This is a genomic window from Micromonospora sp. NPDC050495, from assembly GCF_040655175.1.
GTDB lineage: Bacteria > Actinomycetota > Actinomycetes > Mycobacteriales > Micromonosporaceae > Micromonospora.
In genome coordinates, this window is the sequence record NZ_JBFAJK010000042.1 from 1 (window position 1) to 19,994 (window position 19,994).

Consider the following 19,994-nt stretch of genomic DNA (forward strand, 5'->3'; position numbering starts at 1 on the left):
GGCCGCCGACGCGCCCCGGGCCGAGCCGGTCCCGGGGCGCGTCGGCCGGCCGGAGCTGCCGCCCGCGCCGGCCGGCGCCGCCGCGTACGCGGCCCGGCTGGCCTACCTCGCCGAGTTCGACGGGCGGCTGGTGCACGTCTCGGTGGCCGCCCGCGACGTGCGGTCCTGGGTGCACCGGCTCGGCCAGCCGGCGGACTGGGCGTTCGGGCTGCCGGTCACCGCGCCGGCCCAACTGCTCTGGGCGGACCCGGAGTGGCGCCGCCGGATCGACCTGCCGGTGCTCTGCCAGCCCGCCGACGAGCCCCGGCTGGAGGAGCTGATCGGCACCCTGGGCAAGGTGGCCGGCGCCCGCTGGGCCGACGACCCGGTCGGCGTCCGGCTCGCCGCCGCGGACCTGGCCCGGCTCTGCCCGTCCGTGCTGCGGCTGGCCAACCCGTCGGTCCGGGTCGCCTCCCGCCGGGCCGCCCTGGCCGCCGTGCTGGACCTCCCGGTCGCCCCGCCCGGCTTCCGCGACGACATGCTGCTCTGCCTCGGGCTGCGCCCCGGCGGCACCGCCGAGCTGGCCGCCGCCGCCGGGCGGCTGGTCACCGGGATCGTCCCGCTGGTCCGCCCGTACGCCGAGGAGATCGCCACGGTGGCCGGCGCGGACCTGGCCGCCGCCCTGGCCGACGGCCGGCTGGACCGCTACCTGGGGCAACTGACCCGGGCGCTGGACCGCCCGGCGCCCGCCACCCGGGACGCGTCGCCGGTGCCCGGGCCGCGTGCGGGACAATGGTTCACTGTGCCCGCCTCTGACGCGCCGGTGACCGGCGCTCCCGCCAGCCCCGGCCCCGCCGCGCCTCCCGGCCCGGCCCGCCCGACCCGGCTCGACCCGGCCATCGCGGCCCGGCTGCGCCGCACCCCCGACGGCCTGGTGGCCGCGGTGGTGCGCCAGCACGACTCGGGTGAGGTGCTGATGGTGGCCTGGATGGACGACGAGGCGCTGCACCGCACCCTGACCACCGGCCGGGCCACCTACTGGTCGCGCAGTCGGCAGGAGTACTGGGTCAAGGGGGCCACCTCCGGCCACCACCAGTACGTCCGCTCGGTCGCCCTGGACTGCGACGGCGACGCCCTGCTGATCAGCGTCGACCAGGTCGGCGCGGCCTGCCACACCGGGCACCGCACCTGCTTCTTCACCGAGCTGCCGGTCAGCTCCCCGGAGGCGAGGGCATGACCGACGGCCGCGTCAGCCCCGACCCGGACACCTTCGCCGAGCTGGCGGCCCGCTGGCGGGTCGTGCCGGTCACCCGCCGGCTGCTCGCCGACGCGGAGACCCCGGTCGGCGTCTACCGCAAGCTCGCCGGCGGCCCCGGCACCTTCCTGCTGGAATCCGCCGAGCAGGGCGTCGGCTCGGCCGGCATGGCCTGGTCCCGCTACTCGTTCATCGGGGTGCGCAGCGCGGCCACGCTGACCGAGCGGGACGGCACGGCGCTCTGGACCGGGGCGCCGCCGGCCGGCGTACCGGCCGCCGGTGACCCGGTCACGGTGCTCCGGGAGACCGTCGCCGCCCTGGCCGGCCCGGCCTGGGACCCGGCCAGCGGAATGCCGCCGCTCACCGGCGGCATGGTCGGCTACCTCGGCTACGACCTGGTCCGCCGCTTCGAGCGGCTGCCCGAGCTGACCGAGGACGAGCTGGACGTGCCCGAACTGGGCATGATGCTCGCCACCGACCTGGTGGTGCTCGACCACTACGACGGCTCGGCGATCCTGATCGCCAACGCGGTGCTGCCCCCGCTCGACGCGCCCGGCCGCGAGCCGCTGGTGGCCGCGGCGTACCACCACGCGGTGGGGCGGTTGGACGCGATGACCACGGCGCTGTCCCGACCGATTCCGCCCATGATCTCGACGGTCGCCCGGCCGGGCGTCGGCGACGTGGTGAGCCGGACCCCCGACGGCGGGTACCCGAAGGCGGTGGAGGCGGCGAAGGAGGCGATCCGGGCCGGCGAGTGCTTCCAGATCGTGCTCAGCCAGCGCTTCGAACGGCCGACCCACGCCGACCCGCTCGACGTCTACCGGGTGCTGCGCACCACCAACCCGAGCCCCTACATGTACCTGCTGCGGTTCGACGGGTTCGACATCGTCGGTTCCTCCCCGGAGGCGCACCTGAAGGTGAGCACCGGCCCCGACGGCCGGCGCCGGGCGCTGCTGCACCCGATCGCCGGCACCCGCCCGCGCGGCGGCACCCCGGAGGCCGACGCCCGGCTCGCCGCCGAGCTGCTCGCCGACCCGAAGGAGCGGTCCGAGCACGTCATGCTGGTCGACCTGGGCCGCAACGACCTGGGTCGGGTCTGCCGGCCGGGCACGGTCGAGGTGCCCGAGTTCGCCACCATCGAGCGGTACAGCCACGTCATGCACATCGTCTCCACCGTGGTCGGCGAGCTGCGCGCGGACCGGACCGCGTTCGACGCGCTGGCCGCCACCTTCCCGGCCGGCACCCTCTCCGGCGCGCCCAAGGTGCGGGCCATGGAGATCATCGAGGAGCTGGAGCCGGTCCGGCGCGGCCTCTACGGGGGCACCGTCGGCTACTTCGGCTTCGGCGGCGACCTCGACATGGCCATCGCCATCCGGACCGCGCTGATCCGCGAGGGCCGGGCGTACGTCCAGGCCGGGGCGGGGGTGGTGGCCGATTCCGATCCGGCCGCCGAGGACCAGGAGACCCGGAACAAGGCCGCCGCCGTGCTCGCCGCCATCGCCGCCGCCGAGACGCTCAGGCCGGCCCGATGACCGGGCCCGCCGTCGGGACCACCCCGACCCGGTCACCCGCCGCCCGGGGCCGGCGCGAGCTGACGTACGCCGTGCTGCTGAGCCTGGCCGGCGCGGGCCTGGCGTTCTGGGCGGTGACCCGGACCTGGTCGGTCGAGCTGACCGCGCGGGGATCGCTGCCGGCGGCGCGGCACGCCCGCACCGGCGCGGACCTGCTGCCGTGGGTCTCCGCGCTGGCGCTGGTCGGGCTGGCCGGCGGCGGCGCGGTGCTGGCCACCCGGGGCCGGCTCCGGCGGCTGCTGGGCGCGCTGCTGACCCTGGTCGGGCTGGCCGTGGCGGCCGGCGGCGGCTACGGCCTCGGTGCGGCCGGGGTGAGCCGGCAGTGGCCGGCCCTGGTGCTCGTCGGTGGGCTGCTCGCGGCGGCCGGCGGGGCGCTCACCGCGCTGCGCGGCGCCGGCTGGCCGGCGATGGGCGCCCGCTACGAGCGACCGACCCGGGCGGCGACCCCGGCCGGCGCGGAGCGGCCCGCGGTCGAGCGGGGCACCCGGGACGCCTGGGAGGCGCTCGACCGCGGCGAGGACCCGACGGTCAGCTGACCGGCTGGCCGTCCCGCGCGTCCCGGCGCTCCCGCGCCGCGGCGCGGGCGGCGGCCAGCTCGGCCACCAGCCGGTCCAGCTCGCGGCGCTGGGCGGCCCGGGCCCGGTCGGCGCAGACCGCCTCCCAGGCGTTGCCCCGCGCGGTGCGGACCCGGCCGTCGCCGACCACGGCGCGTTCGAGGGTGTGCACCACGCCCACCGCGAGCGAGGCGACGGTCCGGGAGATGGTGGTGATGCCGGGAGTCTGGTACGGCCCGTTGCTGGTCATTGCTCACCCCGCACGTGATCGATGGCGAAGTACGGCGACGCTGGCGGACGCCTCGTCGAGTCTGCCCGAGGAGGATGCTTCCGGGCTCGCGTTTCGGCGTCGTCACGCACAGGTCAACACTCTGCCGGCCCGTCCGAGCTGGGCAGGGTCGATGGTCCTTGAGCTTGGTCACAGCATCGACGGACGTCGGTTCTGCGGAAGCCGGGCGGCCGTGCTGAGATAGGGCATGGGCGGTGTTCGATGCACAGCGTGGCGCTGCGTGACAACCCGTTCACCAGAAGTCGGTCATCATGCCACAGCCCATTTCGTGAGGAGCGCCATACCCCCGGGACTTGCCGTCAGGCGGCGTTACCTAGCATCGGCCCATGACGCCCGGAGAGGGGAGTCCGTTGGTGACTGCTGAGCATGCGCACGCGGAGGGGGACGACGCCGGGTCGGCGGCGTCCGCAAGCGTGCTCGACGAGATCCTGGCCGGCGTCCGTGAGGACGTGGCCCGGCGACAGGCCGAGGTTCCGCTGGAGCGGATCCGCGAGTTGGCCGCCGCCGCGCCGCCGCCGCTGGACGCGTACGCGGCCCTGCGCCGGCCCGGCGTGGCGGTGATCGCCGAGGTGAAGCGTTCCTCGCCGTCGAAGGGGCGGCTCGCCGAGATCGCCGACCCGGCCGACCTGGCCGGCGAGTACGCGGCCGGCGGCGCCCGGGCGATCAGCGTCCTGACCGAGGGACGCTGGTTCGGCGGCTCGCTGGACGACCTGGCCGCCGTGCGGGCCGCCGTGCAGATCCCGGTGCTCCGCAAGGACTTCGTGGTCTCCAGCTACCAGGTGCACGAGGCCCGCGCGCACGGCGCCGACCTGGTGCTGCTGATCGTCGCCGCGCTGGAACAGAACGTCCTGATGGGGCTGCTGGAGCGGATCGAGTCGCTCGGCATGTGCGCGCTCGTCGAGGTGCACACCGAGGAGGAGGCGGACCGGGCGATGGAGGCCGGCGCGCAGGTGATCGGGGTCAACGCCCGCAACCTGCGTACCCTGGAGGTCGACCGCTCGGTGTTCGAGCGGATCGCGCCCGGCCTGCCGAGCAGCGTCGTCAAGATCGCCGAGTCCGGCGTGCGCGGCCCGCACGACCTGATCCGGTACGCCTCGGCGGGCGCCGACGCGGTCCTGGTCGGGGAGGGCCTGGTCACCCAGAAGAGCCCGCGCGAGGCGGTCGCCGAGCTGGTCAACGCCGGGAACCACCCGGCCACCCCCCGCCCGGTGCGCTGACGCTCCGGCCCGACACGCAGCGAGAGGACCCCGCCATGAGCGCTGACGCCCCGGCCGGCCAGCTTCCCGACGCCGCCGGTCACTTCGGCCGGTTCGGCGGCCGGTTCGTCCCCGAGGCGCTGGTCGCCGCGCTCGACGAGCTGGACGCGGCGTACCGCAAGGCGATGACCGACGAGGAGTTCCTCGCCGAGTTCGAGGCCCTGCTGCGCGACTACGCCGGCACTCCCTCGATGCTCTACGAGGCCCGCCGCTTCTCCGCCGAGGTCGGGGCGCGTGTCCTGCTCAAGCGGGAGGACCTCAACCACACCGGCGCGCACAAGGTGCGCAACGTGCTCGGTCAGGCGCTGCTCACCAAGCGGATGGGCAAGACCCGGGTGATCGCGGAGACGGGCGCCGGCCAGCACGGCGTCGCCACCGCCACCGCGGCCGCCCTGTTCGACCTCGAGTGCGTGGTCTACATGGGCGAGGTCGACACCCGGCGGCAGGCGCTCAACGTGGCCCGGATGCGGATGCTGGGCGCGACCGTGGTCCCGGTCACCACCGGCTCGCGGACGCTGAAGGACGCGATGAACGAGGCGATGCGGGACTGGGTCGCCAACGTCGACGACACCCACTACCTGATCGGCACCGCGGCCGGCCCGCACCCGTTCCCGGAGATGGTCCGGGACTTCGTACGCGGCATCGGCGTGGAGGCGCGCCAGCAGTGCCTCGACCTCACCGGCGGCCTGCCGGACGCGGTCGCGGCCTGCGTGGGCGGCGGCTCCAACGCGCTGGGCATCTTCCACGCCTTTGTCCCCGATGCCGGGGTCCGGCTGTACGGCTTCGAGGCCGGCGGCGAGGGCGTCGAGACCGGCCGGCACGCGGCCAGCATCACCGGCGGCTCCTCCGGGGTGCTGCACGGCACCCGGACGTACGTGTTGCAGGACGCCGACGGCCAGACGATCGAGTCGCACTCGATCTCGGCCGGCCTGGACTACCCGGGCGTCGGTCCCGAGCACGCCTGGCTGCACGACAGCGGCCGGGCGACCTACCAGCCGGTCACCGACGACGAGGCGATGGCCGGGTTCGAGCTGCTCTGCCGCACCGAGGGGATCATCCCGGCGATCGAGAGCGCGCACGCCCTGGCGGGTGCCCGCCGGATCGCCCCGCAGCTCGCCGCCGAGCTGGGCCGGGAGCCGGTCATCGTGGTCAACCTCTCCGGCCGGGGCGACAAGGACGTGCACACCGCCGGCGAGTACTTCGGCATCCTCGACAAGGAGCAGTGAGGCGTGAGCGAGCGAACCCTTCAGCTCGGCAGCCTGGCGGCTCGCGCCGCCGCGGAGCGAAACGAGGCGGTGGCGTGAGCCGGATCGGGGTCGCCTTCGACAAGGCCCGCGCCGACGGGCGGGCCGTCCTGGTCGGCTGCATGCCGGCCGGGTTCCCCACCGTCGAGGGCAGCATCGCCGCGATGAAGGCGATGGTCGAGGCGGGCGTGGACGTCATCGAGGTGGAGATCCCCTACTCCGATCCGGTGATGGACGGCCCGGTCATCCAGCGGGCCAGCGACATCGCGCTCGCCGGCGGCGTACGCACCGCCGACACGCTGCGCATCATCGAGGCGGTCGCCGCGACCGGCGCCCAGGTGGTCACCATGACCTACTGGAACCCGATCGAGCAGTACGGCGTGGACGCGTTCGCCCGCGACCTGGCCGCGGCCGGGGGCACCGGCCTGATCACCCCGGACCTGATCCCCGACGAGGCCGACGAGTGGCTGGCCGCCTCCGACGCGTACGGCCTGGACCGCACCTTCCTGGTCTCCCCGTCCTCCACTGACGCCCGGCTCAGGATGACCGTCGAGCACTGCCGCGGTTTCGTCTACGCCACCGCCGTGATGGGGGTGACCGGTGCCCGGGCGCAGACCTCCCAGGCCGCCCCGATCCTGGTGTCCCGGGTCCGCGAGGTCACCGACCTGCCGGTCGGCGTCGGCCTCGGCGTGGGCACCGGCACGCAGGCCGGCACCGTCGCCGGCTACGCCGACGGCGTGATCGTGGGCAGCGCCCTGGTCCGCTGCGTGCTGGACGCTTCCGACGAGTCCGCCGGCCTGGCCGCCCTGCGCACGCTGAGCGCCGAACTCGCCGACGGCGTCCGCACCCCGGTCCGCTGACGCCTCCACCCGCGGGCGTCACCTCAGCGGCCCCTCCCGGGCGCAGGCCGCTGCTCTGCACGGCCGTCGGCCCGCGCGCAGCCCTCTGATCCGCTCGCACGTTGATCCGTGCGGGGGCCGTTGGCTGGCGTGCAGGTCGGTGGCCCCTGCGCTGATCCGTGTCGGGGCCGTTGTTCGGTGTGTGGGCTGTTGGTTGGCGTGCAGGTCGGTGGTCCGCGCGCAGGTTGATCCGTGCGGGCCGCTGTTCGGTGGGCGCGGGCCGTTGGTTGGCGTATCGCTGCACGGCTCCTTTCGAGTTGAGTCGTTTTCAACATCGCCGAGCACCGGCGCGGCTCGACGCTGTCGCCTTCGGCGGCGCGCCCGCGCTGCTCCGTGCCGTCGATCCCCAGCTCAACGGACGTGTGCGGGGTGGCCGAGCAGGAGACGGCGATGTCGAGCGGCGAAACGGGCGGGGGTGTGAGTCGTTTTTGACATCAGCTCGACAGGCGCTGAAGGGGCACCTGGCTCCCCGCCGTGACCAGCCTCGGGGGTCTCAGCGGTTGCTGGTCGGCAGGTCGCCGGCGAGCCGCTGACCAGGTGGAACCGCCCCGCCGCTCGGCCCCGTCCCGCCGGTCGGGTCCGCCCCGCCGCTCGGCCCCGTCTCGCCGGTCGGGTCCGTCTCGGCGGTTGGCTGCGTCTCGGTGGTGGGCTCCGGCTCGGCGGTGCGGTCGGTCTCGGGGGGTGGCTCGCGGAGCACGCCGGCGCGGCCGGCGAGGGCGTCGGCGAGGGCGGCCCGGGTGGTCGGGGTCAGCGCGGCCGGGAGCGCGTCGGGCGGGTGCCAGGCCAGGTGGCAGCCGCCGGGCGGGGCCACCGGCGGGTGGTCGGTGCGGACCCGGGCCCGGAACACGTGGACCAGCACCTCCGCGGGGACGCCGCAGTGGCCGGCCGGGGGCGGGGGTGCCGCGGCGCCGAGGCGGTAGAGGCCGACGAGGTCGACCAGGTCGACCTCCCAGCCGGTCTCCGCCCGGATCTCCCGGACGGCGGCGGCGAGCGGGCTCTCGTCGCGGCGCGGCCGGCCGCCGGGCAGCGCCCACCGTCGGCCGGCGCCGGACCGGCGGCAGAGCAGCACCCGACCGCCCTGGTCGACGACGACCGCGGCGACCGCCCAACGGAGCGCGCTCATGGACAAAGAGCGTACGGCGGTGCAAACCCCGAGTCATCCGGCTCGCGGAGCCGGCCGGACCGGGGTGCCGCCAAGGGCCCTCGCAGCGGTAGCGTGTGCACCCGTGACCCTCGCCCCGATGACCCCCCTGGCGGCCCTGCCCAGCCCCAGCACCGCCGTCTGGCAGCTCGGACCCGTTCCGGTCCGGGCGTACGCGCTCTGCATCATCCTCGGCATCGTGGTGGCCTGCGTGGTGACCGAGTACCGGCTGCGCCGGCGCGGGGTCGCCCCCGGCGCGGTGCTCGACATCGCGGTCTGGGCGGTGCCGGCCGGCATCATCGGGGCACGCATCTACCACGTGATCACCTCGCCGGAGAAGTACTTCGGCGCGCACGGGGAGCCACTGAAGGCGTTCGCCATCTGGGAGGGCGGCCTGGGCATCTGGGGCGCGGTCGCCGGCGGCGCGATCGGCGCCTGGATCGCGGCCCGGCAGCTGGGCATCCCGCTGTCGGTGGTGGCCGACGCGCTGGCCCCCGGCATGCCGCTGGCGCAGGCGGTCGGCCGGCTCGGCAACTGGTTCAACAACGAGCTCTACGGCGGCCGGACCAGCCTGCCCTGGGGGCTCGAGGTGCACGTGATGGACCCGGACAACCCCGGGCACGCGTTGCGTGACCAGGCCGGCAACCCGGTCCTCCAGCCGGGGCTCTACCACCCCACGTTCCTCTACGAGGCGCTCTGGAACGTCGGCGTCGCCGTCCTGGTCTTCGCCCTCGACCGGAAGCTGCGGCTCGGCCGGGGCCGGGCGTTCGCGCTGTACGTGATGGGCTACACCGCCGGCCGGTTCTGGATCGAGCTGATGCGCACCGACGAGGCCAACCACATCCTCGGCCTGCGGCTCAACGTGTGGACCGCGGTGCTGGTCTTCCTCGGCGCCCTGGTCTACTTCGTGCGGGTCCGTGGGCCCCGCGAGTACCTGATCCCGATCGGCGGCCCCGCGGCTCCGGTCCCGCCCGCCGGTGGCGACGTGTCGCAGCTCGACCTCGCCGCCGCGGAGGCCGGCTCGCGCCCGGCCGTGCCCGAGGGCTACCGGGTGGTGAGCGAGGAGCAGTTCGACGCGTACCGGGAGACCGGGGCCCTGCCCGACGAGGAGCCGGCGGACGCCGACGCGGCCGGCGGGTCGGCGGACGCCGCGGCCGGCACAGCGGACGGGACGGACGGGGCGACCGCCGGCGAACGGGTCGGCGACGGAGACGGCCCGGCGACGCCGGGCGACGGTGACCGGGCCGGCGCCGGCGGTGCCCGCCCCACCGACCGGGACAGCTGAGCGGGGCGACGATGCGTACCGCGGTGGTGGTCGGCGCCGGCCTCGGCGGGCTGGCGGTCGCCGGCGTGCTGGCCCGCTCCGGGTGGCGGGTCACCCTCCTCGAACGCGCCGACCGGGTCCGCCCGGAACCGACCGCCGTGGTGCTCTGGCCCAACGGGGTACGCGCGCTGCGCGCCCTCGGGCTCGGCGCCGGGCTGGACGCGATCGCCACCCCGCTGCCCGACGGCGGGGTACGCCGCCCCGACGGGCACTGGCTGGTGCAGCCCCGCCCCGCCCCGGCCGAGCGGATGCCGGTCGTGGTGCACCGCGAGGACCTGCACGACGCGCTCATCGCCGGGCTCGGCGACCAGGTGGAGCTGCGGACCGGGGTGACGGTGCGGACGGTCCGCGCGACCCCCGGCGAGCGCCCCGCGGTCGGTGACGGGCGGCACACCGTCGAGGCCGACCTGGTCGTCGCCGCCGACGGCACGGACAGCGAGATCCGCCGCCGGCTCGCGCCCGAGGCGCAGGTGGTCAGCTCCGGCTGCGCCGCGTGGCGGGCGGTGATCCCCTGGTACCGGGTGCCCCGGCTGGCCGCCGAGCAACAGGTCGGCGGGGAGGTGCTCGGCGCCGGCTACCGGTTCGTGGCCGCCTCCCTCGGCGAGCGCGGCGCGGCCGGCGGCTCCAGCCGCGGCGGCGTCTACTGGGTGGCCACCGCCGCGGGAGCGCCCCGCCCGGAGCCGCCGGAGACCCAGCTGTCCCTGCTCAAGCGCTGGTACGCGGACTGGCCGGCGCCCATCGCCGAGCTGCTCGACGCCACCGACCCGGCGGACCTGGTGCAGCAGGAGATCCGCGAGCTGCGCCCGCTGCCCCGGGCGTACGGCTTCCCGGCCGGGCCGGGCATGGCGGTGCTGCTCGGCGACGCCGCGCACGCCATGCCACCGCACCTCGGGCAGGGCGCCTGCCTCGCCTTCGAGGACGCGGCCACCCTCGCCGCGCTGCTGCGCGAGTCCCGACTCCCGGACGCGGTCACCGCGTACGACCGGCTGCGCCGGCCCCGCGCGGCGACCATGGTCCGGCAGACCCGCCGGATGTCGGCGGTGCTGCAGACCCGCGGCCGGCTGGCGCTGCGGGCCCGCGACGCCGCGCTCGGCACGATCAGCCCTCGGCTGCGCAGCACCGCCGCCTCCGCCGCGGCCTCCTGGCAGCCACCGACCTGACCCGGCCGACCTGACCCGGGTCGCCTGACCCGGCGGTGCCCGACCCGGCAGGGCCCGACCCGGGAGTTCAGCCGAGCACGGCGGCCGGCTCGGCGATGCAGGCGGTGCCCACCCGGCGGAAACCGACCCGCAGATAGACCCGGGCGATCTCCTCGCTGCCCGCGGAGAGGAAGACCAGGTCGGTGCCGGCCGCGCGGAGCCGGTGGGCGAGGGTGGCGGTGACCGCCGCGCCCAGGCCGCGCCGGCGGGCGGCCGGCAGGGTGGCCACCCCGGCGATCTCCGCGACGTCGTCGACCCGCATCGCCATCCCGCTGGCCAGCGCCCCCTGCTCCGGGGCCTCGGCGAGCACCGAGATCCGCCGGCCGTCGCCGATCCGGACGGCCTCCTCCTCCAGCGCGGCCACGTCGAGGTGGGCGATCGCGGCGTCGCGGTCGGCCGGTCCGGCGTCGCCGCGCGTGGTGCCGCCGTTGGCGAAACCCACCGCCGCGACGGCCCGACGGACCGCCACGTCGGCCGGGAAATTGGGCGCCGCCGGATCGAGGACCCGCACCAGTACGTCGCTGAGCGTGGCCGGATCGGGCAGGTTCGTCGGGTCGAGCACCATCAGCGGCGCCTCCAGCACCGACAGCCCGGCCGAGCGGGCCACCGCGAGCAGGTCCGGGGTGACCTCGTGCACCCACTCGAACGCCTCCGGCAGGCCCAGTTCCCGCTGCCGGGCCCGGACCGCCGTCACGTCCGCGAGCGACGGCGGCTCGGTGGCGTCCAGTCGGGGTCGGGCATAGAACGGCCAACCGTCGCCATCCCGGACGAAGAGCACCAGCGGGCCGTATTCCTCCGCACGGGCCGCATCCCGGGGCACCGCGTCGTAGAACCGCTCCAACCGGTCGAGCACGTCAGCGCGTACGACATCCACCGCGCGAGACTACATGTCCCAGATTCTGGAAGTGTGATCAATCTGAACTGGCCTTGCGCCCAACGCCCTAACGTAGACTCAATAAAACCCCAGAGGGCCGACGTCGTCCCGATCATGATCCAACCTGAGTGACGACAGGAGGCCCGGTGGCCTTTCCGTACCCTCACAGCCCGCAGTCGGCCCCACAGGCCGGGCTCTACGACCCCGCGTACGAGCACGACGCCTGCGGTGTCGCCTTCGTGGCCGACCTGCACGGACGCCGGTCGCACGAGGTCGTCGCGAACGGCCTCGGGGCGCTCTGCCGGCTGGACCACCGGGGCGCCCGCGGCGCGGAGCACAACACCGGTGACGGCGCCGGGATCATGATCCAGGTGCCGGACGGCTTCCTCCGCGCGGTCGTCGACTTCCCCCTGCCGCCCGCCGGGCAGTACGCCACCGGCCTGGTCTTCCTCCCCGACGACGACGCCGCCGAGGCGCGCGCCCGCCGGGTGGTGGAGAAGTACGCGCTGGTCGAGGGGGCCGACATCCTCGGCTGGCGGGAGGTGCCCACCAACCCGGCCGGGCTCGGCGAGACCGCCGTCGCGGTGCTGCCCCGGGTCCGGCAACTGTTCCTGGCCGCGCACCGGCTCACCGACTCGCCGGCCGGCCCGGCCGGCTCGCCGCTGACCGGGCTCGACCTGGACCGGGTGGCGTTCTGCCTGCGCAAGCAGGTCGAGCGGGAGAGCGCCGAGCGGGGCGTGCCGGCGTACTTCCCGTCGCTGTCCGGGCGGACCATGGTCTGGAAGGGCATGCTCACCCCCGACCAGCTTCCCGAGTTCTACCCGGAGTTGACCGACGAGCGGGTGGAAAGCGCCATCGCGCTGGTGCACTCGCGGTTCTCCACCAACACCTTCCCGTCCTGGCCGCTGGCCCACCCGTACCGGTTCATCGCGCACAACGGCGAGATCAACACGATCCGCGGCAACCGCAACTGGATGCAGGCCCGGGAGGCGCTGTTGCGCAGCCCGAGCATCCCCGGCAACATCCGCCGGGTCTTCCCGGTGTGCACCCCGGCGGCGTCCGACTCGGCCAACTTCGACGAGGTCCTCGAGCTGCTGCACCTGGCCGGGCGGAGCCTGCCGCACGCGGTGCTCATGATGATCCCCGAGGCGTGGGAGAACGACCCGCAGATGCGCGCCGACAAGCGTGCCTTCTACCGGTTCCACGCCAGCCTGATGGAGCCGTGGGACGGCCCCGCCTCGGTCGCCTTCACCGACGGCGAGATCGTCGGCGCGGTGCTGGACCGCAACGGGCTGCGCCCGGGCCGCTGGTGGCGTACCGCCGACGGCCTGGTGGTGCTCGGCAGCGAGGCGGGCGTGCTCGACCTCGACCCGGCCGCCGTGGTGGCCAAGGGCCGCCTCCAGCCGGGCAGGATGTTCCTGGTCGACACGGTCAACGGCCGGATCGTCTCCGACGACGAGATCAAGGCCGAGCTGGCCGCCGCCCGGCCGTACGACGAGTGGCTGCACGCCGGCCTGATCGAACTGGACGAGCTGCCGCCGCGCGAGCACATCGTCTACACCCACGACTCGGTGCGCCGCCGGCAGCAGACCTTCGGCTACACCGAGGAGGAGCTGAAGATCCTGCTCGCCCCGATGGCCCGCAACGGCGCGGAGCCGATCGGCTCGATGGGCACCGACACCCCGATCGCCCCGCTGTCCACCCGGCCGAGGCTGCTCTACGACTACTTCCATCAGCTCTTCGCGCAGGTCACCAACCCGCCGCTGGACGCCATCCGGGAGGAGCTGGTGACCAGCCTGGCGTCCACCATCGGGCCGGAGGGCAACCTGCTCGACCCGGGCCCGGCGAGCTGTCGGCAGATCGTGCTGCCCTACCCGGTGATCGACAACGACGAGCTGGCGAAGATCCTCTCCATCGACGAGGACGGCGACCTTCCCGGCTTCAAGGCGGTCCGGGTGTCCGGGCTCTACCGGATCCGCGACGGCGGCGCCGGGATCAAAGCCCGGCTCACCGAGATCTGCCGGCACGTCTCGGAGGCGATCGAGGATGGCGTACGCATCCTGGTCCTCTCCGACCGGGACTCCAACGCCGACCTCGCCCCGATCCCGTCGCTGCTGCTCACCGCCGCGGTCCACCAGCACCTCGTCCGGGAGCAGACGCGGACCCAGGTGGCGCTGATCGTCGAGTCCGGCGACTGCCGCGAGGTGCACCACGCGGCTGTGCTGATCGGCTACGGCGCGGCGGCGGTCAACCCGTACCTGGCCTTCGAGTCGGTCGAGGACATGATCTCCACCGGCCAGCTGGCCGGCGTCGAGCGGGTGAAGGCGGTCCGCAACTACGTCAAGGCGCTCGGCAAGGGCGTCCTGAAGATCATGTCCAAGATGGGCATCTCGACGGTCTCGTCGTACTGCGGCGCGCAGGTCTTCGAGGCGGTCGGCCTGGACACCCGGCTGGTCCAGCGCTACTTCCGGGGCACCCCGAGCACGATCGGCGGGATCGGGCTGGCCGAGATCCACGCCGAGGTGGCCGCCCGGCACGCGCTGGCCTGGCCGGCCCCCGGCGGGCAGGTCACCGACCGGCTGGACGTCGGCGGCGAGTACCAGTGGCGCCGCGAGGGCGAGCTGCACCTGTTCAACCCGGAGACGGTCTTCCTGCTCCAGCACGCCACCCGCAGCCGGCAGTACGACGTCTTCCAGCGGTACACCGCCAAGGTCGACGAGCTGGCCGCCCGGGCCGGCTCGCTGCGCGGCCTGTTCACCCTGCGCACCGGCGTACGCCCGCCGGTGCCGCTGGACGAGGTGGAGCCGGCCGCCGAGATCGTCAAGCGGTTCGCCACGGGCGCCATGTCGTACGGGTCGATCTCGGCGGAGGCGCACGAGACCCTGGCCATCGCGATGAACCGCCTCGGTGGCAAGTCCAACACCGGCGAGGGCGGCGAGGACGTCGACCGGCTGTACGACCCGCGGCGCCGCTCGGCGGTCAAGCAGATCGCCAGCGGCCGGTTCGGCGTGACCAGCGAATACCTGGTCAACGCCGACGACCTGCAGATCAAGATGGCCCAGGGCGCCAAGCCGGGCGAGGGCGGCCAGCTGCCCGGCAACAAGGTCTGGCCGTGGATCGCCCGGACCCGGCACGCCACCCCGGGCGTCGGCCTGATCTCCCCGCCGCCGCACCACGACATCTACTCGATCGAGGACCTGGCCCAGCTCGTCCACGACCTGAAGTGCGTCAACCCGGCCGCCCGGGTGCACGTCAAGCTGGTCAGCGAGGTCGGCGTCGGCACCGTCGCGGCCGGCGTGGCCAAGCTCAAGGCCGACGTCATCCTGATCTCCGGGCACGACGGCGGCACCGGCGCGTCCCCGCTCAACTCGCTCAAGCACGCCGGCACCCCGTGGGAGCTGGGCCTGGCCGAGGCGCAGCAGACGCTGCTGCTGAACAAGCTGCGCGACCGGGTCACCGTGCAGGTCGACGGCCAGCTCAAGACCGGCCGGGACGTGCTGATCGCGGCGCTGCTCGGCGCCGAGGAGTTCGGCTTCGCCACCGCCCCGCTGATCGTCGAGGGCTGCGTGATGATGCGGGTCTGCCACCTGGACACCTGCCCGGTCGGCATCGCCACCCAGAACCCGGTGCTGCGCGAGCGCTTCACCGGCAAGCCGGAGTTCGTGGAGAACTTCTTCCTCTTCCTCGCCGAGGAGGTCCGGGGCTACCTGGCCGAGCTGGGCTTCCGCAGCATCGAGGAGGCGATCGGGCACACCGAGCTGCTCGACGTCACCGAGGCGATCGACCACTGGAAGGGCCACGGCCTGGACCTCGGCCGGGTGCTGCACCTGCCCGAGCTGCCCGAGGGGGCGGCCCGGCGCGGCATCCGCGCCCAGGACCACGGCCTGGAGGCCGCCCTGGACAACCAGCTCATCGCCCTGGCCAAGCCGGCGCTGCGCGACGGCACCCCGGTCCGGCTGGAGGTGGCGGTCCGCAACGAGCACCGCAGCGTCGGCGCGATGCTCGGCGGCGAGGTGACCCGCCGGTTCGGCGGGACGGGCCTGCCCGACGACACCATCGAGTTCCGGCTGCGCGGCACCGCCGGCCAGTCGTTCGGCGCGTTCCTGCCGCGCGGGGTGACCCTGCGCCTGCACGGCGACGCCAACGACTACGTGGGCAAGGGCCTCTCCGGCGGCCGGCTCGTGGTGCGCCCGCACGCCGCCGCGCCGTTCGTCGACGACGCGGCCGGGCCGGGGGAGCGGGCCGAGGACCAGATCATCGCGGGCAACACCATCCTGTACGGGGCGACCGGCGGCGAGGTGTTCCTGCGGGGCCGGGTCGGCGAGCGGTTCGCGGTGCGCAACTCCGGTGCGGTGGCCGTCGTCGAGGGCGTCGGCGACCACGGCTGCGAGTACATGACCGGCGGCACGGTGGTGGTGCTCGGCCCGACCGGCCGTAACTTCGCCGCCGGCATGTCCGGGGGGACCGCCTTCGTGCACGACCTGGACCGCCGGCTGGTCAACACCGAGCTGGTCGACCTGTCGCCGCTGCGCGAGGAGGAGCGGGACCGCCTGCACGAGCTGGTCCAGCGGCACTTCGCCGAGACCGACTCGGCGGTCGCCGAGGCGCTGCTCAAGCGCTGGCCGGAGGCGGTGGAGGAGTTCACCGCCGTGGTGCCCCGGGACTACCGCCGGGTGCTGGAGATCATGCGGGCCGCCGAAGCCGCCGGCCACGACGTCGACGACGCGGTCATGAAACAACTGACGGCGCCGGCTGAGCCGGCCCAACCGGCGCTGCCGGTGCCGCCCGCCCCGCGGGCGGTCGCCCAGGAGGTGGCTCGTGCCTGACCCGAACGGTTTCCTGCGCTACGACCGGCGGCTGCCCGCCCGCCGGCCGGTGCCGGTGCGGATCTCCGACTGGCGGGAGGTGTACCCGCCGGCCGGCGAGGAGCTGATCCGCGAGCAGGCCACCCGCTGCATGGACTGCGGCGTCCCGTTCTGCCACGACGGCTGCCCGCTGGGCAACCGCATCCCGGACTGGAACGACCTGGTCCGTACGGGCAACTGGGACGCGGCGGTGGAGTCGCTGCACGCCACCAACAACTTCCCCGAGTTCACCGGCCGGCTCTGTCCGGCGCCCTGCGAGGCGGCGTGCGTGCTCGGCCTCGGCGGGCAGCAGCCGGTCACCATCAAGCAGGTCGAGGTGGAGATCGCCGACGCGGCGGTGGCCGGCGGCGGGCTGCGGCCCCGGCCGGCGCCGGTCGCCACCGGGCGGTCCGTCGCCGTGGTCGGCTCCGGCCCCGCCGGGCTGGCCGCCGCGCAGCAGCTGGCCCGCGCCGGGCACACCGTCACCGTGTACGAGCGCGACGACGCCCTCGGCGGCCTGCTCCGGTACGGCATCCCCGACTTCAAGCTGGAGAAGCAGCACATCGACCGGCGGCTGGCGCAGCTCGCCGCCGAGGGGGTGCGCTTCCGGACCGGGGTGAACGTCGGCGTGGACGTGACCGCCGATCAGCTGCGCGCCGAGCACGACGCGGTGCTGCTCGCCTGCGGCGCGCTGCAGGGCCGGGACACCCCGGCGACACCGGGCCGAGCGCTGCGCGGCGTACACCAGGCCATGGCGCACCTGGTGGCGGCCAACCGGGTGGTCGCGGCGGCCGGGGCGGGCCGGCCGGCGCTGGCCACCCTGCCGGACGCCACCCCGATCGACGCGGCCGGCAAGCACGTGGTGATCATCGGGGGTGGCGACACGGCGGCGGACTGCCTCGGCGTGGCGCACCGGCAGGGCGCGGCCGGCGTCCACCAGCTGGACCTCTACCCGGAGCCGCCGGCCGAGCGGGACGCCGCCCGCGATCCGTGGCCGACCTGGCCGTGGGTGTTGCGCTCCTACCCGGCGCACGAGGAGGGCGGCGAGCGGGTCTTCGCCGTGGCGGTGCAGGAGTTCGTCGACGACGGCACCGGTCAGGTCCGGGCGGTCCGGATCGCGGAGGTGACGGTGGAGAAGGTCGACGGCCGGCGGGTCGTCACCGTGCTGCCCGGCTCCGAACGTGAACTGCCGGCCGACCTGGTGCTGCTGGCCATCGGCTTCGAGGGCACCGAGGAGCAGCCGCTGCTGACCCAGCTCGGGGTGGCCCGCAACGGCCGGGGCGCGATCGACGCCCAGCCGGACTGGCAGACCGCGACCGACGGGGTCTTCGTCGCCGGTGACATGCACCGCGGCGCGTCGCTGATCGTCTGGGCGATCGCCGAGGGGCGGGCCGCCGCGGCGGCCATCCACGGCTACCTGGGTGGGGTGGGGAGCCTGCCCGCCCCGGTCGACCCGGCGCGGCAGCCGCTCGCGGCCCGCTGACGAGCAGCAGCGACGGCCCGGACCCGCACCCCGGGTCCGGGCCGTTGCTGTGCCGTCGTCCGGCTGGGCCGGGGTGGCCCACCCGGGTTGCGGCAACTCGTGGCTTCCGCTGGACCGGGCGGGCCCAGATCGCCGCAACCCGCCCGGTCGGCTCGGGCCGTCCGGCGGTCCGCGGCGGCCGGCCGGTCCGGTTCGTGCCGACCCGTCCCCGACGCCCGGCCCTGCCGGTGAACCCGCTCACCAACTGTCGTCAGGAGGTTTGACCCTCGCCAGACTTGTGCGCTGGCCGGACCCGTGCGGGTCCGGCTTCGTCGTGTCATCTCTGGACGGGGAAATCCTCATGGCCCTCGGCGCCACGTTCGCCGCGCTGCGCCACCGCAACTACCGGATCTGGGCCGGTGCCGGCTTCGTGTCGGTCATCGGGACCTGGATGCAGGTGCTGGGCGTCAACTGGTACGTCATGTCGGCCACCGGGTCGGCGACCTCCATGGGGCTCACCGTCCTGCTCCAGGCGCTGCCCACCCTGGTGCTCTCCGCCTGGGGCGGCGCGCTGGCCGACCGGGTGCCGGCCAAGCCGCTGCTGATCGCCGCCCAGGCGACCCACGCGGCCCTCGCGGCCGGGCTGGCCGTGGTCGCCGTGACCGGCGCCGGCGGGCTGCCGGCGATCTACGTGATCTCCCTGGTCACCGGGGCGGTCTCGGCGATCGAGGGGCCGGTGGCGGGCCGCTGGTCCTCGACCCTGGTGGACCGGGAGAGCCTCGGCAACGCCCTGGCGCTCGGCTCGCTCACCAACTCCGCCGGCCGGATCCTCGGCATGAGCCTGGGCGCCGTCGTGGTGGCCGCCGTCGGGCCGGCGCTGCTCTTCGCGAGCAACGCCGCCAGCTTCGTCGCGGTCGTCGTCGCCCTGTTCGCCGTACGCGAGGGGGAGCGGCACACCGGCGAGCCGGCGGCGACCGGCCCGGCCCGGGCGGACGGCGGCATCCGGGCCGGCTTCCGCTACCTGCTCGGCCAGCCGGTGGTGCTGGTCGCGCTGGGGCTGTCGTTCGTGCTCGGCAGCCTGGGCCGCAACTACCAGGTGACCATGGCGGCGATGAGCGAGGGCCCGCTGCGGGCCGGCGCCTCCGGCTACGGCCTCCTGTCCACGGTCTTCGCCGTCGGCACGGTGGTCGGCGCGCTGCTCGCCGCCCGCCGCCGTGAGCTGGGCTACGGCATCCTGGTCGGGGCCGGCCTGCTGGCCAGCACCCTGCAGATCGTCGCCGGCCTGGCGCCGGGCCCGGTCAGTTTCGCCGCCGTGATCCTGCCGGTGGCGGCCGCCGCCGTGATCATCGACACCACGGTCGGCACCCGTGCCCAGCTCGACACCGACTACGTCATGCGGGGCCGGGTGCTGGCCGCCGTCGCGGTCACCGGCTCCATCTCCGCCGCCGTCGGCGCGCCCCTGCTCGGCTGGCTCTCCGAACACGCCGGGCCCCGGCAGACCCTCGTACTGGCCGGCACGATCACGGCGGTGGCCACCGCGGTGGCCGGGGTGACCCTGGACCGGCTGCGGGAGCGCCGGCTGGGCCACCGGCTCGCCCTGGTGCTGGCCGCCCCCGCGGTGCGCCGCCCGGTACGCCGGGTCGCCTCGACGGCCGCCCGGGTGGTTTGGCCGGCGGGCGTGGGCCGCGCCGCCGCGCGCCGGGCGTCCGTGCTGCGGCCCGCGGGGCTGTCCGGCGTGGTGCCGGCGGCCGCCGCCGCGCCGCTGGCCGGTCCGTCACCGCTGGCCGGACCCGGTCCGTCCCCGGTGGCCCGTCCCGGCACCGGCCGGCTCCGGTCGAGCCGGGCCGTCCGGGCGGCCCAGGACTGCGCGGCCTGCGCGCCCCATCGGGCTCCGCGCCGGCCCCGGCTGACCGGCGCCGCCCGGAGGGCCGGGCACCAGGAAGGCTGCCCGCACGCCTGAGGCTCCCTGCGGGTGAGCGAGGTCATCCCGGTGTGGGCACGTCAGGGGTCCCGGCGGCGCGAAGATCATCGGCAGGCTGCGGACATGGCCGTCGAGGTACGCCCCCGGCGGGTCCACCGGTGGCTGTGGATCGTCGCGGTGCG

Annotated in this window: 14 protein-coding genes and 1 pseudogene; 12 read left to right on the plus strand and 3 right to left on the minus strand. The window is 75.4% G+C overall.

The features are described from left to right. Positions 1-337 precede the first annotated feature (337 nt). The 4 genes and pseudogenes from AB0I11_RS27835 to AB0I11_RS27850 form a co-directional block, all read left to right on the plus strand. Positions 338-553 (plus strand): annotated as a pseudogene (locus AB0I11_RS27835) (phosphoribosyl-AMP cyclohydrolase); the annotation flags it as partial. Positions 554-781: 228 nt separating this feature from the next. Continuing rightward, on the plus strand, positions 782-1,216 hold the full coding sequence (gene hisI / locus AB0I11_RS27840; protein ID WP_357326949.1) for a phosphoribosyl-AMP cyclohydrolase: 435 nt from the start codon (positions 782-784) through the stop codon (positions 1,214-1,216). Continuing rightward, positions 1,213-2,766 (plus strand): anthranilate synthase component I, encoded by a 1,554-nt coding sequence (locus AB0I11_RS27845; RefSeq protein WP_357326850.1) that lies wholly within the window; start codon positions 1,213-1,215, stop codon positions 2,764-2,766. Before hisI ends, AB0I11_RS27845 begins: the two co-directional genes overlap by 4 nt. Next, positions 2,763-3,341: a Trp biosynthesis-associated membrane protein gene (locus AB0I11_RS27850; protein ID WP_357326853.1), complete on the plus strand. Its 579-nt coding sequence runs from the start codon at positions 2,763-2,765 to the stop codon at positions 3,339-3,341. The genes AB0I11_RS27845 and AB0I11_RS27850 overlap by 4 nt, the downstream gene beginning before the upstream one ends. Here AB0I11_RS27850 and AB0I11_RS27855 read toward each other — a convergent pair. Beyond that, complete coding sequence (locus tag AB0I11_RS27855) at positions 3,334-3,609, minus strand: hypothetical protein (RefSeq protein ID WP_357326856.1); 276 nt, start codon at positions 3,607-3,609, stop codon at positions 3,334-3,336. The genes AB0I11_RS27850 and AB0I11_RS27855 overlap by 8 nt on opposite strands. Before the next feature lie 452 nt (positions 3,610-4,061). On the opposite strand from AB0I11_RS27855, the gene trpC reads away from it, so the two are divergent. The 3 genes from trpC (at position 4,062) to trpA (ending at position 7,008) form a co-directional block, all read left to right on the plus strand. Beyond that, the gene (gene trpC, locus AB0I11_RS27860) at positions 4,062-4,865 is read left to right on the plus strand and encodes an indole-3-glycerol phosphate synthase TrpC (RefSeq protein ID WP_357326952.1); all 804 of its coding nucleotides are present in this window, start codon (positions 4,062-4,064) and stop codon (positions 4,863-4,865) included. Positions 4,866-4,900: 35 nt separating this feature from the next. Continuing rightward, a complete protein-coding gene (gene trpB / locus AB0I11_RS27865; RefSeq protein ID WP_357326859.1) occupies positions 4,901-6,130 on the plus strand; it encodes a tryptophan synthase subunit beta in 1,230 nt (409 codons plus the stop codon). 74 nt (positions 6,131-6,204) lie between these two features. Beyond that, positions 6,205-7,008, plus strand: coding sequence for a tryptophan synthase subunit alpha (gene trpA / locus AB0I11_RS27870; protein WP_357326862.1), 804 nt, complete (start codon positions 6,205-6,207; stop codon positions 7,006-7,008). Between the two features lie 532 nt (positions 7,009-7,540). Here trpA and AB0I11_RS27875 read toward each other — a convergent pair. Then, positions 7,541-8,170, minus strand: coding sequence for an NUDIX hydrolase (locus AB0I11_RS27875; RefSeq protein ID WP_357326865.1), 630 nt, complete (start codon positions 8,168-8,170; stop codon positions 7,541-7,543). A 103-nt stretch (positions 8,171-8,273) separates the two neighbouring features. Here AB0I11_RS27875 and lgt point away from each other — a divergent pair, with 103 nt between their 5' ends. Both lgt and AB0I11_RS27885 read left to right on the plus strand, forming a co-directional pair. After that, positions 8,274-9,473, plus strand: coding sequence for a prolipoprotein diacylglyceryl transferase (gene lgt / locus AB0I11_RS27880; protein WP_357326868.1), 1,200 nt, complete (start codon positions 8,274-8,276; stop codon positions 9,471-9,473). A gap of 11 nt (positions 9,474-9,484) precedes the next feature. Next, positions 9,485-10,672 (plus strand): NAD(P)/FAD-dependent oxidoreductase, encoded by a 1,188-nt coding sequence (locus AB0I11_RS27885; protein ID WP_357326871.1) that lies wholly within the window; start codon positions 9,485-9,487, stop codon positions 10,670-10,672. A gap of 67 nt (positions 10,673-10,739) precedes the next feature. Here AB0I11_RS27885 and AB0I11_RS27890 read toward each other — a convergent pair whose 3' ends face one another. After that, positions 10,740-11,585: a GNAT family N-acetyltransferase gene (locus tag AB0I11_RS27890; RefSeq protein ID WP_357326874.1), complete on the minus strand. Its 846-nt coding sequence runs from the start codon at positions 11,583-11,585 to the stop codon at positions 10,740-10,742. Positions 11,586-11,731: 146 nt separating this feature from the next. Between AB0I11_RS27890 and gltB the strand changes: the two genes are divergently transcribed. The 3 genes from gltB (at position 11,732) to AB0I11_RS27905 (ending at position 19,851) form a co-directional block, all read left to right on the plus strand. After that, the gene (gltB, locus tag AB0I11_RS27895; RefSeq protein ID WP_357326878.1) at positions 11,732-16,411 is read left to right on the plus strand and encodes a glutamate synthase large subunit; all 4,680 of its coding nucleotides are present in this window, start codon (positions 11,732-11,734) and stop codon (positions 16,409-16,411) included. Beyond that, the gene (locus AB0I11_RS27900) at positions 16,404-17,912 is read left to right on the plus strand and encodes a glutamate synthase subunit beta (protein WP_357326881.1); all 1,509 of its coding nucleotides are present in this window, start codon (positions 16,404-16,406) and stop codon (positions 17,910-17,912) included. The genes gltB and AB0I11_RS27900 overlap by 8 nt, the downstream gene beginning before the upstream one ends. A 340-nt stretch (positions 17,913-18,252) precedes the next feature. Continuing rightward, positions 18,253-19,851, plus strand: coding sequence for an MFS transporter (locus AB0I11_RS27905; protein WP_357326884.1), 1,599 nt, complete (start codon positions 18,253-18,255; stop codon positions 19,849-19,851). Positions 19,852-19,994: the final 143 nt, after the last annotated feature.